Source organism: Cronobacter malonaticus LMG 23826 (assembly GCF_001277215.2).
In the GTDB taxonomy this organism is placed as follows: domain Bacteria; phylum Pseudomonadota; class Gammaproteobacteria; order Enterobacterales; family Enterobacteriaceae; genus Cronobacter; species Cronobacter malonaticus.
Genome location: NZ_CP013940.1, coordinates 3,753,772 through 3,766,523 on the forward strand (window position 1 = coordinate 3,753,772; position 12,752 = coordinate 3,766,523).

Below are 12,752 nucleotides of genomic sequence, written 5' to 3' on the forward strand. Positions count from 1 at the left end.
AAGGGCAACCTGAGTTGCCCTTTCCTGCGGCTGTTACTCTTCGCTGAACAGGTCGCCGCCGTGCATGTCGATCATTTCCAGCGCCTTGCCGCCGCCTCGGGCCACGCAAGTGAGCGGATCTTCCGCCACCACGACCGGAATGCCGGTCTCTTCCATCAGCAAACGGTCAAGGTTACGCAGCAGCGCGCCGCCGCCGGTCAGTACCATGCCGCGCTCGGAGATGTCGGAAGCCAGTTCAGGCGGGCACTGTTCCAGCGCGACCATAACGGCGCTGACGATGCCGGTCAGCGGTTCCTGCAGCGCTTCGAGAATTTCGTTGGAGTTCAGGGTGAAACCGCGCGGAACGCCTTCTGCCAGGTTACGGCCGCGAACTTCGATTTCGCGAACTTCGTCGCCCGGGTAGGCGGAGCCGATTTCATGTTTAATACGCTCAGCGGTGGCTTCACCGATAAGCGAGCCGTAGTTACGGCGTACATAATTAATGATAGCTTCGTCAAAGCGGTCGCCGCCGATACGCACGGAGGAGGAATACACCACGCCGTTCAGGGAGATAACCGCGACTTCAGTCGTACCACCACCGATATCCACCACCATAGAACCGGTCGCTTCAGACACCGGCAGACCCGCGCCAATCGCGGCCGCCATCGGCTCTTCAATCAGGAATACTTCGCGGGCGCCTGCGCCCTGCGCGGATTCGCGGATAGCGCGGCGTTCAACCTGGGTGGCGCCAACCGGCACACACACCAGTACGCGCGGGCTCGGGCGCATAAAGCTGTTGCTGTGCACTTGCTTAATGAAGTGCTGAAGCATTTTTTCCGTGACAAAGAAATCGGCGATCACGCCATCTTTCATCGGGCGGATAGCGGCGATATTGCCCGGCGTACGGCCAAGCATCTGCTTCGCTTCATGACCTACGGCCGCGACGCTCTTCGGCGAGCCGGCACGATCCTGGCGAATGGCGACCACGGAAGGCTCATTCAGTACGATGCCTTGCCCTTTTACATAGATAAGGGTATTCGCGGTACCCAGGTCAATGGACAGGTCATTGGAAAACATGCCACGAAATTTTTTAAACATACTAAGGGATAATCCTGAAAGCTGGGGCGGAAAACAAAATCCGCTTACTTTACCAACCACACGAAGCAGCGACAAGGCGCAAAAAATGTTCTGCAACGGTGAAAAATAGTGCGGCTTTTCTTCTGTTAACCCGTCGTCGCCCCGGCCTTTCCGGCTGACGATTTCGTGAGCGTTGCTGACCCGACGACGTCTTATACGTGAAGAATGAAAGCCTGCGTTAATATGCTGCGACACTCTGGCCGGCAGGCGTGCGCCCCCTTAAGATGCAGCGCGCGTTATTCTACGTGAAAACAAGTTAAACGGCAGGTCAAACCGAGTATCTTTGCGAATATTTTTTCACATTAGTATCGAGAGGTTGCGAGGCAGCAAAAAAATCGCCCTGACCTCCCGTCACGCCACGCTCGACCAGCGTCTGCCATTCACTTTTGGTTCTGACGCCGGCGGCAAAAACCCGCGCCTGCGTTCCGTTGCACGCCTCCACCAGACTCTGTACAAAAAGCTGGTTTTCGGTGCGCTTGTTGATATCCCGCACCAGCCCCGGATGCAGCTTGATGATTTCCACATCCAGCGTTTTAATCCAGGCCGTGCCGACCACCGTTAATCCCGCCTGAACCACCGCGATGCGAAGCCCAAGCGCCCTGATTAAACGCACAACCGGTTGTAAACGGCTGAGATGTTGACAAACATCTGCCTCGGCAAGTTCAAAAAGAATGCGTTTTCGATGCGATTTTTCGCACTGCATCAGCGTATCGCGCAGCCAGCGCTGGAATGGCGGGCGGATCAGCGACTCGACCGTGACCGGCAGCGCCAGCGTTTCATCGGGCCAGAAGCGCAGGAAAGGCAGAACGCGGGTAATCAACTGGCGATCGTACTGCTCGGCCAGGCCAAACTGCTGCACCATTGGCATATACTCCGCCGCCAGCACTTCTTCTTCGCCGTCAAAAATACGGCACATCAGTTCACGGTGGTGCACATAGCCGTCGCGCAGCACTGCAGGCTTTTGGTAGAAACGCGGGCCGCCGCGTTGCAGCGCGTTTTCAATCAGCGTACGCCAGCGCACATTGCCGCGCCCTTTTTCTGGCAGCGTGCTGTCATAGACCGCCCAGCCGTTGCCGCCCTGCAATACCGCGTTACGGGCTGCCACTTCGGCGTGTTCCATCACCTGTTCTGTCGTCTGCCCGCTACGCCAGGCGCAGATGCCGATATGCAGCATGTCGCTGCTGTCCAGCATCCGGGTCGGCGGCAGCGCGCCCACGGCTTTCAGCAACTGGCTGGCGATGCTGTCGGCCTCTTTGAGCGTGCGGTGCGGCAGCAATACCGCAAAATCGCTGCGGAAATAGCGGGCCAGCAGCGCGCCGGGGTAGCGCATAATAAAAGTAGAAAGCATGTTGATAAGCGTGAAGAGATACTCTTCAACGGCAGTTCTGCCCCAGCTCTCGCGCAGCATGTCGAAATCCGGCAGGCGAATCATCATGACTACGCCATGCGTGCCGACCTTCTCCTGATCTTCCAGCAGCGTCGCCAGTTGGTTATCAAAGAAGATGCGGTTACTTAGCCCGGTCTTGGCATCCTGGGCGGCGAAGGCGCGGATCAACGTATCCATGCGGCTGCGCTGTTCTCCGGCACGCTGTAATTCGGTCAGCAAGACATCCAGCGCGCTGCTGGCGTGAGTGGGCCATTCATGAATGTTGCCCCGCGCATTGGCCCCGCGTTCACCGTTGAGAATACGTACCGCCCGGCCTTCCAGCAGTTCCTGCCCTGCGAGCTGACGTTTGATCCAGCGTACGGAGATATAAATGATGACGACCATCAGGGCAAAAGCCAGCGTCAGCGGCGCGGTGGTCAACAGGGAGCGATAATAATTGGCCAGCGGATCCTGCCAGGTTAAACGCAGCGTCATGCCGGGGTGTTTAATCAGGGGAACTGCGAGTTCGCGAGCGCGGGTCTGAAAGGGCGATTCCCGGTAGCTTTCGGGTCTCGTATGGCTGAAAACGACTTTATCACCCATTTCAAATTCGATTCGCACGATATCCAGCGGCACCATGATCTCATCAAGGCGGTGCTGCATCATCTGCGGCGACTGAAAAACCAGTTCATTGTCCACCACGGACGCCACCGACGCGACGCGCTGCGTCACTTTATGCTGAATGGCGTTAAAAAAGCTCAGAGAGCAGCCAAGCAGCGTCACCAGCATCGCCAGACCGACCAGCAGCGTGACAAAGGCGGAGAATTTCGTCGTTAAGCGCATCCTTGTGTTAACTCCGTGGTTAGGTGTCACGCGGGGGAACCGCCTCTCGGTTCTTCACGCTAATGGACAGGTTGAAAGTGAGTGCTAACTTTGAATATCGAACCGCGCATACTACCAGAAATGGTGGCGCGGCTATGCAGTTTTCTTGCGGCAAATCGGCATAACGTTTCAATATGCGAGTATAGTCCTCAGGAATGATTTTCCCACTTAAGTCGTTTTTAAGGAGCGTTAACATGAAGGCGTTACTTCTTGAACAGCAGGACGGCAAAACGCTGGCCTGCGTGAAACCCGTCGAAGAAGCGATGCTGCCGCAGGCAGAAGTGACAGTCGATATCGACTGGTCAAGCCTTAACTATAAAGACGCCCTGGCCATCACCGGCAAAGGCAAAATCATTCGTGAATTTCCGATGGTGCCGGGTATCGATTTCGCAGGCGCCGTGCGCGACAGCGCGGATGCGCGTTTTACGCCCGGCCAGCACGTGCTGCTGACCGGCTGGGGCGTGGGCGAAAACCACTGGGGTGGTCTTGCTGAAACGGCGCGGGTAAAAGCCGACTGGCTGGTGCCGCTGCCGCAGGGGTTGGATGGCCGCCAGGCGATGATCATCGGCACGGCGGGCTTTACCGCAATGCTGTGCGTGATGGCGCTGGAAGAAGCAGGCGTGCGACCGGAAAGCGGCGAGGTGCTTGTCACCGGCGCGAGCGGCGGCGTGGGCAGCACGGCGGTGGCGTTGCTGCATAACCTCGGATATCAGGTCGTGGCGGTTTCCGGGCGTGAAAGCACGCACGATTATCTGAAAAGCCTGGGTGCCAGCCGGATTGTCAGCCGTGACGAGTTCGCTGAAAGCCGCCCGCTGGAGAAACAGCTCTGGGCAGGCGCGGTAGACACCGTTGGCGATAAAGTTCTGGCGAAAGTGCTGGCGCAGACGAATTACGGCGGCTGCGTGGCGGCCTGCGGTCTGGCGGGCGGTTTTGCGCTGCCCACCACGGTGATGCCTTTTATCCTGCGCAACGTGCGCCTCCAGGGCGTTGATTCCGTAATGACGCCAGCGCCGCGCCGCCTCGAAGCGTGGCAGCGCCTGGTGCGCGATCTGCCCGCCTCGTTTTATCAGCAGAGCGCGACCGAAATCACGCTCGATCAGGCGGCTGAATTTGCCGAAGCCATTATCAGCAACCGCGCGCAGGGCCGGACGCTGGTAAAAATTCGCTAAGCTAAAATTTATTTACAGATAATTAACCTCTTCACTCGCAGGCTGACTTGTGCCCTGTCATGATTAAGCAGTAGCGTTACGTATCGTTTTTGCGGAGCCGGTCATGAAAAAAGTCAGCCGTTTAACCGAAGCCGATGTCACCGCCGAGTCGGCTTTCTTTATGCAGCGCCGTCAGGTGCTCAAAGCCCTGGGTATCACTACCGCAGCGCTCTCGCTGCCCACCGCAGCCCACGCGGATGTGCTCTCCTGGTTTAAAGGAAACGACCGGCCTAAAGCGCCCGCCGGTGCGCCGCTCGATTTCACGCGGCCTGCGCAATACCAGGCGAAGCTTGACCTGACGCCGGAAGATAAAGTCACCGGTTATAACAACTTCTATGAATTTGGGCTGGATAAGGCCGACCCGGCCGCTAACGCCGGTAGCCTGAAAACCAACCCCTGGACGCTGAAAATCGGCGGAGAAGTGGCGAAACCGCTGACGCTGGATCACGACGACCTCACCAAAAAGTTTCCGCTGGAGGAGCGCATCTACCGGATGCGCTGCGTTGAAGCCTGGTCGATGGTGGTGCCGTGGATAGGTTTCCCGCTGCATAAATTGCTCGCGCTGGTGGAGCCCACCAGCAACGCGAAATATGTCGCGTTTAAAACCCTCTACGCGCCCGACATTATGCCTGGCCAGAAAGACCGCTTTATCGGCGGCGGGCTGGAGTATCCGTATGTCGAGGCGCTGCGCCTTGATGAAGCGATGCACCCGCTCACGATGCTGACGACCGGCGTCTACGGTAAAGCCCTGCCGCCGCAAAACGGCGCGCCGGTGCGTCTCACCGTACCGTGGAAATATGGCTTTAAAGGCATTAAATCGATCGTCAGCATTACGCTGACCCGCGAGCGCCCGCCAACGACGTGGAATATGGCGGCACCGGATGAATATGGTTTTTACGCCAACGTGAATCCGCATGTCGATCATCCGCGCTGGTCGCAAGCCAGCGAGCGCGTTATTGGCGCAGGCGGCGTGCTGGATGTGAAGCGCCAGCCGACATTACTTTTTAACGGCTACGCCGATGAGGTGGCGTCGCTCTATAAAGGACTCGATCTGCGGGAGAACTTCTGAGTGCGTTTAACGGCAAAACAGATTATCTGGCTGAAAGTGGCGCTGCATCTCGCCGCATCTTTACCGCTGGTATGGCTTTTCTATGCGGCAAGCCAGGGCTTGTTCAGCGCCGATCCGGCGAAAGATATTCAGCATTTTACCGGCAGAATGGCGCTAAAACTGCTGCTCGCCACACTTCTCGTAACGCCGCTTACGCGCCTTCTCAAGCAGCCGCTGCTTATCCGCACCCGGCGTCTGCTGGGCTTATGGTGTTTTGCGTGGGCGACGCTGCATCTGGTGAGCTATTCGCTGCTGGAGCTGGGGCTTAGCAATCTGTCGCTACTTGGCAGCGAGCTGGTTTCGCGCCCTTACCTGACGCTGGGTGTCATCAGCTGGTTTATTCTGCTGGCGCTGGCGCTCACTTCTTTCCAGGCGGCGCAGCGAAAACTGGGCCGCCGGTGGCAAACATTGCATAACTTCATCTATCTGGTTGCGATCCTCGCCCCGATTCACTACCTGTGGTCAGTAAAGATTCTGTCGCCACAACCTGTCCTCTATGCGCTGGGCGCGATCGTTCTGCTGGCATGGCGCTATAAAAAGCTGCGCCAATGGTGGCGAACGTGACGCGTTTATGTGCGTTTTCCCGCACTTCTGTTATTACCCGATAACGTTTTCCTGAGGGTGGTTGATAATCTTCCCTGATAAGACCAGTATTTAGCTGCCAAATGCTACGAAATCGTTATAATGTGCGACTTTGGTTTTTCACCCGCGGCTTTTTGCACGCTGACGGGTGACAACCAGACGATGAAGGTATATTTTGACATTTACCGGAAGATGGCAGGAGATAGCGCCAGGATGACCGAGAAATTTCACATTTTGCTTTTAAACGGCCCGAACCTTAACATGCTGGGCACGCGTGAGCCGGAGAAGTACGGCACGCAAACGCTTGAACAAATTGTTAACGATCTCGCCGCTGTTGCAGAGCAGTTGAATGTCTCGCTCGACCACCTGCAATCCAACGCTGAATATGCGCTTATCGACCGAATTCATCAGGCTAAAGACAAGATTGACTATATCCTGATCAATCCGGCCGCGTTTACGCATACCAGCGTGGCGCTGCGCGACGCGCTGCTGTCGGTGAATATCCCGTTTATCGAGATCCACCTGAGCAATGTGCACGCCCGGGAGCCTTTCCGGCATCATTCATACCTTTCGGATATTGCCGCCGGCGTCATCTGCGGATTAGGTGCCGATGGCTATACCTATGCGTTACAGACGGCGGTCAAACGCCTGTCACAATCACACTAAACAAGAGTACGGAACCCACTCATGGATATTCGTAAGATTAAAAAACTGATCGAGCTGGTTGAAGAATCAGGCATCGCTGAACTGGAAATTTCTGAAGGCGAAGAGTCTGTACGTATCAGCCGCTCCCCGGCCAATACAGGCTTCCCGGTGATGCAGCAGGCGTATGCCGCGCCGATGATGCAGCAGCAGCCGCAAGCCCTGTCCAACGCTGTTGCTCCTGCCGCCGCTCCGGCAGCAGAAGCGCCGGCTGCCGCAGAAGTCAGTGGTCACATCGTACGTTCCCCGATGGTTGGTACCTTCTATCGTACCCCGAGCCCGGATGCGAAAGCGTTTGTGGAAGTAGGTCAGAAAGTCAACGTGGGCGACACCCTGTGCATCGTTGAAGCGATGAAAATGATGAACCAGATCGAATCCGACAAAGCGGGCGTCGTGAAAGCGATCCTGGTGGAAAGCGGTCAGCCAGTAGAATTTGACGAGCCGCTGGTTGTCATCGAATAACGAGGCGAACATGCTGGATAAAATTGTCATCGCTAACCGCGGCGAAATTGCACTGCGTATTCTTCGTGCCTGTAAAGAACTGGGCATCAAGACCGTCGCTGTGCATTCCACCGCGGACCGCGATCTGAAACACGTACTGCTGGCTGACGAGACCGTATGTATCGGTCCGGCGCCGTCAGTCAAAAGTTACCTGAACATCCCGGCAATTATCGCCGCCGCTGAAATTACCGGCGCTGTGGCGATTCACCCGGGCTATGGCTTCCTCTCTGAGAACGCCAACTTCGCCGAGCAGGTTGAGCAATCCGGCTTTATCTTCATTGGCCCGAAAGCCGACACGATTCGCCTGATGGGCGATAAAGTGTCTGCGATCACCGCCATGAAGAAAGCGGGCGTACCGACCGTACCAGGGTCCGACGGCCCGCTGGGCGATGATATGGATAAGAACCGCGCCCATGCGAAACGCATCGGCTACCCGGTCATTATCAAAGCCTCCGGCGGCGGCGGCGGTCGCGGTATGCGCGTTGTGCGCAGCGATGCTGAACTGGCGCAGTCTATCTCCATGACCAAAGCGGAAGCGAAAGCCGCTTTCAACAACGATATGGTCTACATGGAGAAGTACCTGGAAAACCCACGCCACATCGAAATTCAGGTGCTGGCAGACGGTCAGGGCAACGCTATCTATCTGGCGGAACGCGACTGCTCCATGCAGCGTCGTCACCAGAAAGTCGTCGAAGAAGCGCCAGCGCCGGGCATTACCCCGGAACTGCGTCGCTACATCGGCGAGCGCTGCGCGAAGGCGTGTGTCGATATCGGCTACCGCGGCGCGGGTACGTTCGAGTTCCTGTTTGAAAACGGCGAGTTCTACTTCATCGAGATGAACACCCGTATTCAGGTAGAGCATCCGGTAACCGAGATGATCACAGGCGTTGACCTGATCAAAGAGCAGCTGCGTATCGCTGCCGGTCAGCCGCTCTCTATCAAACAGGAAGAAGTTGTGGTTAAAGGCCATGCGGTCGAGTGCCGTATCAACGCCGAAGACCCGAACACCTTCCTGCCAAGCCCGGGTAAAATTACGCGCTTCCATGCGCCGGGCGGCTTTGGCGTTCGTTGGGAATCGCATATCTACGCCGGTTATACCGTACCGCCGTATTACGATTCCATGATCGGCAAGCTCATCTGCTATGGCGAAAACCGCGACGTGGCGCTGGCCCGTATGCGTAACGCCCTGCAGGAGCTGATCATTGATGGCATCAAGACCAACGTTGATCTGCAAACCCGCATCATGAACGATGAAAACTTCCAGCACGGTGGCACGAACATCCACTATCTGGAGAAGAAACTGGGTCTGCAAGAGAAATAAGCCCCGTTTCCCTGCACAAGGCCAGCTCTGCTGGCCTTTATTTTTTGTGCCTCCCCGAAAGTGCCAGGGTACAATCGCCGCTTTCTTCACTGACAGGGTATGACAATGGACAAACGTTTTGTTCAGGCCCATAAAGAAGCGCGCTGGGCGCTGTGGCTGACCCTCCTCTATCTCGCCGCTTGGTTAGTGGCCGCTTACTTATCTGATTCGCAACAGGGCTTCACCGGCCTGCCGCACTGGTTTGAGATGGCCTGCCTGCTGGTGCCGCTACTGTTTATTTTGCTTTGCTGGCTAATGGTGCGCACGATTTTCCGCGACATTCCTCTGGAGGATAACGATGCAGCATGAAGTCATAGTGCCGCTTGTCGCCTATTTGCTGGTGGTGTTTGGCCTGTCGCTGTATGCGATGAAGCGTCGCGGCAGCGGCAATTTTCTGAACGAATATTTCCTCGGCAGCCGCTCGATGGGCGGCGTGGTGTTGGCGATGACGCTGACCGCGACCTATATCAGCGCCAGCTCGTTTATCGGCGGGCCGGGAGCGGCGTATAAATATGGGCTTGGCTGGGTACTGCTGGCGATGATTCAGTTGCCCGCTGTCTGGCTGTCGCTTGGCATTCTTGGCAAGAAATTCGCTATTCTCGCGCGGCGTTATAACGCCGTGACGCTTAACGATATGCTCTACGCGCGCTTTCAGAGCCGCCTGCTGGTATGGCTGGCGAGCCTGAGCCTGCTGGTCGCTTTTATCGGCGCCATGACGGTGCAATTTATCGGCGGCGCACGCCTGCTGGAGACGGCGGCGGGGATCCCTTACGAAACCGGCCTGCTGATTTTCGGCATCAGTATCGCGCTCTACACCGCGTTCGGCGGCTTTCGCGCGAGCGTCCTTAATGACACGCTTCAGGGGCTGGTGATGCTTATCGGCACTGTCGTCCTGCTGGTGGGCGTGGTGCATGCGGCGGGCGGCCTGCACAGCGCAGTCGATAAACTTCAGCATATCGACCCGAAGCTGGTGTCGCCGCAGGGCGCGGACGATATTCTGTCGCCAACGTTTATGACCTCGTTCTGGGTGCTGGTCTGCTTTGGGGTGATTGGCCTGCCGCATACGGCGGTGCGCTGTATCTCGTATAAAGACAGCAAAGCGGTGCATCGCGGCATTATTCTCGGCACGATTGTCGTGGCGATACTGATGTTAGGAATGCACCTTGCCGGCGCGCTGGGCCGCGCGGTACTCCCCGATTTACACGTGCCGGATCTGGTTATCCCGACGCTGATGGTGACCGTGCTGCCGCCTTTCGCCGCCGGGATCTTTCTCGCCGCGCCGATGGCCGCGATCATGTCGACGATCAACGCACAACTGTTGCAGTCCTCCGCAACGATCGTCAAAGATCTGTGGCTGAACCTGCGCCCGGCGGAGATCCACAACGAGAAACGCCTCAAGCGGATGTCCTCGCTGATTACGCTAATCCTGAGCGTCCTGCTGTTGCTGGCCGCATGGCGTCCCCCGGAGATGATTATCTGGCTCAACCTGCTGGCTTTTGGCGGGCTGGAAGCCGTTTTCCTCTGGCCGCTGGTGCTGGGCCTCTACTGGGAGCGCGCCAACGCGGCAGGCGCGCTGTCAGGTATGATTGTCGGCGGCGTGCTTTACGCGCTGCTCGCCACGTTTAAAATACAGCTGTTCGGCTTTCATCCGATTGTGCCGTCCCTGCTGCTGAGTCTGCTGGCTTTTGTGGTGGGCAACCTTTTTGGTCGCCCGGTTCCGCAGGCCGCGCCTGTTTCCTCTGTTAATGAATGAGTAATGCCATGCCCTGGATCCAACTGAAAATAAACACTACTGGCGCTAACGCCGAAGAAATTAGCGATGCGCTGATGGAAAGCGGCGCGGTCTCCGTGACCTTCCAGGACACCCACGACACGCCGGTGTTCGAGCCGCTGCCGGGTGAAACGCGCCTGTGGGGCGATACGGACGTGATCGGCCTTTTTGACGCGGAAACGGACATGCAGGACGTGGTCGCCATGCTGGAAAACGCCCCGCTCCTCGGTGCGGGCTTCGCCCATAAAATCGAGCAGTTGGAAGATAAAGACTGGGAGCGCGAATGGATGGACAATTTCCACCCGATGCGCTTCGGCGAGCGTCTGTGGATCTGCCCGAGCTGGCGTGACGTGCCGGATGAAAACGCCGTTAACGTGATGCTCGACCCGGGCCTGGCGTTCGGCACCGGCACACACCCGACAACCTCCCTTTGCCTCCAGTGGCTGGACGGGCTGGATCTCACCGGTAAAACCGTTATCGATTTCGGCTGCGGCTCCGGCATTCTGGCGATTGCCGCGCTGAAGCTTGGCGCGGCGAAAGCGATCGGTGTGGATATCGATCCGCAGGCGATTCAGGCGAGCCGCGATAATGCCGAGCGCAACGGCGTCTCGGAGCGTCTGGAACTGTATCTGCCGGAAAACCAGCCTGCCGATATGCAGGCTGACGTCGTGGTCGCCAACATTCTCGCAGGCCCGCTGCGCGAGCTGGCACCGCTGATTAGCGTGCTGCCGGTTAAGGGCGGGCAACTGGGGCTTTCCGGTATTCTGGCAAGCCAGGCAGAGAGCGTATGCGAGGCGTATGAAGCGCTGTTCACGCTCGATCCGGTGGTGGAAAAAGAAGAGTGGTGCCGCATTACTGGCGTGAAGCGCTAAAATTTAAAGCACTTTCCTGAATTATTATTAATGATAAAAAAGCGTGGAAATATCTGCGCTTTTTATTTTTTTATACACTGTTTTGATTTTTGGCCGCTCCGCCATAACCGTATAATAACTGTGTGAAATATATATTTCGCGAATAAGAATGCATACATTATTCACACAGAGAATTTGTTTATGGCTACGAAAATTGCTCGTTCCGTTCTGGTCGCGCTGAGTCTGTTCCCCGCGCTCGCGATGGCGTCACACTGGAGCTATGAAGGCGAAGGCGCTCCTGAACACTGGGGAGAACTGGAGCCGGATTTCAGCCTGTGCCAGAAAGGCATGAACCAGTCCCCCATTGATATCGACCACACGTTAAAAGCCCATGTGGTGCCGCTGAATACGCACTATATCGATGGCCCGTCACTGATCCTCAATAACGGTCACACCATTCAGGCCACACTGCCGGAAACCACGCAGGATAGCGTTATGATTGATGGCGCAGCGTATCGTCTCCAGCAGTTCCATTTCCATGCGCCGAGTGAAAACACGCTGCACGGCAAACATTACGATCTGGAAATGCACCTGGTGCATAAAAACGCGGCGGGCGAGATTGCAGTCGTCGCGGTGATGTTTAAAACCGGTGCCGAAAACGCTGAGCTTGCGAAGCTCTGGCAGGCGCTGCCTGACCATGCCGACGCCAGCCAGCCACTGAAGGCCGCTATTGATATCAATAAACTGCTGCCGAAAGATAAGACCTACTATCGCTTTAGCGGCTCGCTGACCACGCCGCCCTGCAGCGAAGGGGTCTCCTGGCTTGTGCTGAAACACCTGCTGACGCTTTCGGCAGAGCAACTCAACCAATTCAAACAGGTTATGCATCACGATAATAATCGCCCGGTACAGCCGCTTCACGGGCGCGTAGTTGTAGAATAATTCACTACGGGCGGAAATCTCCGCCCGCCTTTTAACCAGCATTTCCGCCCTTCTTCGCAGGATCTACCAGCAGCATAACGAGACCCAGATCGCATTTTATCGCTTAATTCGCACAATTTATCGCCGTTTATCCCGCCTCATCGCCTGCCGTTTCGTTAAAAAAAGAACGATTTTCGGGATTTTTTTCGCGTATGTTTTTTCAGCGATTTTGTTTAACGTCATGATTGTTAAGTTTAATTTATTAGGGGAATCGGTACAGATGCCGATTCATTGATCTGTCGCATCGGATTGTTCAAAGTTTGGCCTTTCATCTCGTGCAAAAAATGCGTAATATACGCCGCCTTGCAGGCACAGTATGGTCAT

At 56.5% G+C, this 12,752-nt stretch carries 12 protein-coding genes; 10 read left to right on the forward strand and 2 right to left on the reverse strand.

Annotation, left to right across the window (positions count from 1 at the left end):
• Positions 1–33: 33 nt before the first annotated feature.
• Entirely contained in the window at positions 34–1,077 is a 1,044-nt protein-coding gene (gene mreB, locus AFK66_RS17600; protein ID WP_004385136.1) for a rod shape-determining protein MreB, read from the reverse strand.
• A gap of 307 nt (positions 1,078–1,384) precedes the next feature.
• Positions 1,385–3,325 carry an RNase E specificity factor CsrD gene (csrD, locus tag AFK66_RS17605; RefSeq protein WP_007780328.1) on the reverse strand — a complete coding sequence of 647 codons (1,941 nt, stop codon included), beginning with the start codon at positions 3,323–3,325 and terminating at the stop codon, positions 1,385–1,387.
• 233 nt (positions 3,326–3,558) lie between these two features.
• Between csrD and acuI the strand changes: the two genes are divergently transcribed.
• From acuI to AFK66_RS17660, 10 genes are all read left to right on the forward strand, one after another.
• Positions 3,559–4,533 carry an acrylyl-CoA reductase (NADPH) gene (gene acuI / locus AFK66_RS17615; RefSeq protein WP_032983024.1) on the forward strand — a complete coding sequence of 325 codons (975 nt, stop codon included), beginning with the start codon at positions 3,559–3,561 and terminating at the stop codon, positions 4,531–4,533.
• A 103-nt stretch (positions 4,534–4,636) separates the two neighbouring features.
• On the forward strand, positions 4,637–5,641 hold the full coding sequence (msrP, locus tag AFK66_RS17620; protein WP_007795362.1) for a protein-methionine-sulfoxide reductase catalytic subunit MsrP: 1,005 nt from the start codon (positions 4,637–4,639) through the stop codon (positions 5,639–5,641).
• Positions 5,642–6,244, forward strand: coding sequence for a protein-methionine-sulfoxide reductase heme-binding subunit MsrQ (msrQ, locus tag AFK66_RS17625; protein WP_007780315.1), 603 nt, complete (start codon positions 5,642–5,644; stop codon positions 6,242–6,244).
• A gap of 231 nt (positions 6,245–6,475) precedes the next feature.
• On the forward strand, positions 6,476–6,928 hold the full coding sequence (gene aroQ, locus AFK66_RS17630) for a type II 3-dehydroquinate dehydratase (RefSeq protein WP_007780313.1): 453 nt from the start codon (positions 6,476–6,478) through the stop codon (positions 6,926–6,928).
• Between the two features lie 21 nt (positions 6,929–6,949).
• On the forward strand, positions 6,950–7,426 hold the full coding sequence (accB, locus tag AFK66_RS17635; RefSeq protein WP_004387841.1) for an acetyl-CoA carboxylase biotin carboxyl carrier protein: 477 nt from the start codon (positions 6,950–6,952) through the stop codon (positions 7,424–7,426).
• A 10-nt stretch (positions 7,427–7,436) separates the two neighbouring features.
• Positions 7,437–8,786, forward strand: a complete 1,350-nt coding sequence (accC, locus tag AFK66_RS17640) for an acetyl-CoA carboxylase biotin carboxylase subunit (protein ID WP_007704799.1) — start codon at positions 7,437–7,439, stop codon at positions 8,784–8,786.
• A 105-nt stretch (positions 8,787–8,891) separates the two neighbouring features.
• On the forward strand, positions 8,892–9,134 hold the full coding sequence (locus AFK66_RS17645) for a YhdT family protein (RefSeq protein WP_007780311.1): 243 nt from the start codon (positions 8,892–8,894) through the stop codon (positions 9,132–9,134).
• Complete coding sequence (panF, locus tag AFK66_RS17650; RefSeq protein ID WP_007780309.1) at positions 9,124–10,578, forward strand: sodium/pantothenate symporter; 1,455 nt, start codon at positions 9,124–9,126, stop codon at positions 10,576–10,578. Before AFK66_RS17645 ends, panF begins: the two co-directional genes overlap by 11 nt.
• 8 nt (positions 10,579–10,586) lie before the next feature.
• Positions 10,587–11,468 carry a 50S ribosomal protein L11 methyltransferase gene (prmA, locus tag AFK66_RS17655; protein WP_007780306.1) on the forward strand — a complete coding sequence of 294 codons (882 nt, stop codon included), beginning with the start codon at positions 10,587–10,589 and terminating at the stop codon, positions 11,466–11,468.
• Between the two features lie 180 nt (positions 11,469–11,648).
• Positions 11,649–12,389 (forward strand): carbonic anhydrase, encoded by a 741-nt coding sequence (locus tag AFK66_RS17660; protein WP_032983025.1) that lies wholly within the window; start codon positions 11,649–11,651, stop codon positions 12,387–12,389.
• Positions 12,390–12,752 lie beyond the last annotated feature (363 nt).

Coding starts and splice junctions, on each gene's coding strand:
- msrP (WP_007795362.1), top strand. CDS start 4,637: ATGAAAAAAGTCAGCCGTTTAACCGAAGCCGATGTCACCGCCGAGTCG.
- csrD (WP_007780328.1), bottom strand. CDS start 3,325: ATGCGCTTAACGACGAAATTCTCCGCCTTTGTCACGCTGCTGGTCGGT.
- mreB (WP_004385136.1), bottom strand. CDS start 1,077: ATGTTTAAAAAATTTCGTGGCATGTTTTCCAATGACCTGTCCATTGAC.
- panF (WP_007780309.1), top strand. CDS start 9,124: ATGCAGCATGAAGTCATAGTGCCGCTTGTCGCCTATTTGCTGGTGGTG.
- aroQ (WP_007780313.1), top strand. CDS start 6,476: ATGACCGAGAAATTTCACATTTTGCTTTTAAACGGCCCGAACCTTAAC.
- AFK66_RS17645 (WP_007780311.1), top strand. CDS start 8,892: ATGGACAAACGTTTTGTTCAGGCCCATAAAGAAGCGCGCTGGGCGCTG.
- acuI (WP_032983024.1), top strand. CDS start 3,559: ATGAAGGCGTTACTTCTTGAACAGCAGGACGGCAAAACGCTGGCCTGC.
- accC (WP_007704799.1), top strand. CDS start 7,437: ATGCTGGATAAAATTGTCATCGCTAACCGCGGCGAAATTGCACTGCGT.
- accB (WP_004387841.1), top strand. CDS start 6,950: ATGGATATTCGTAAGATTAAAAAACTGATCGAGCTGGTTGAAGAATCA.
- prmA (WP_007780306.1), top strand. CDS start 10,587: ATGCCCTGGATCCAACTGAAAATAAACACTACTGGCGCTAACGCCGAA.
- AFK66_RS17660 (WP_032983025.1), top strand. CDS start 11,649: ATGGCTACGAAAATTGCTCGTTCCGTTCTGGTCGCGCTGAGTCTGTTC.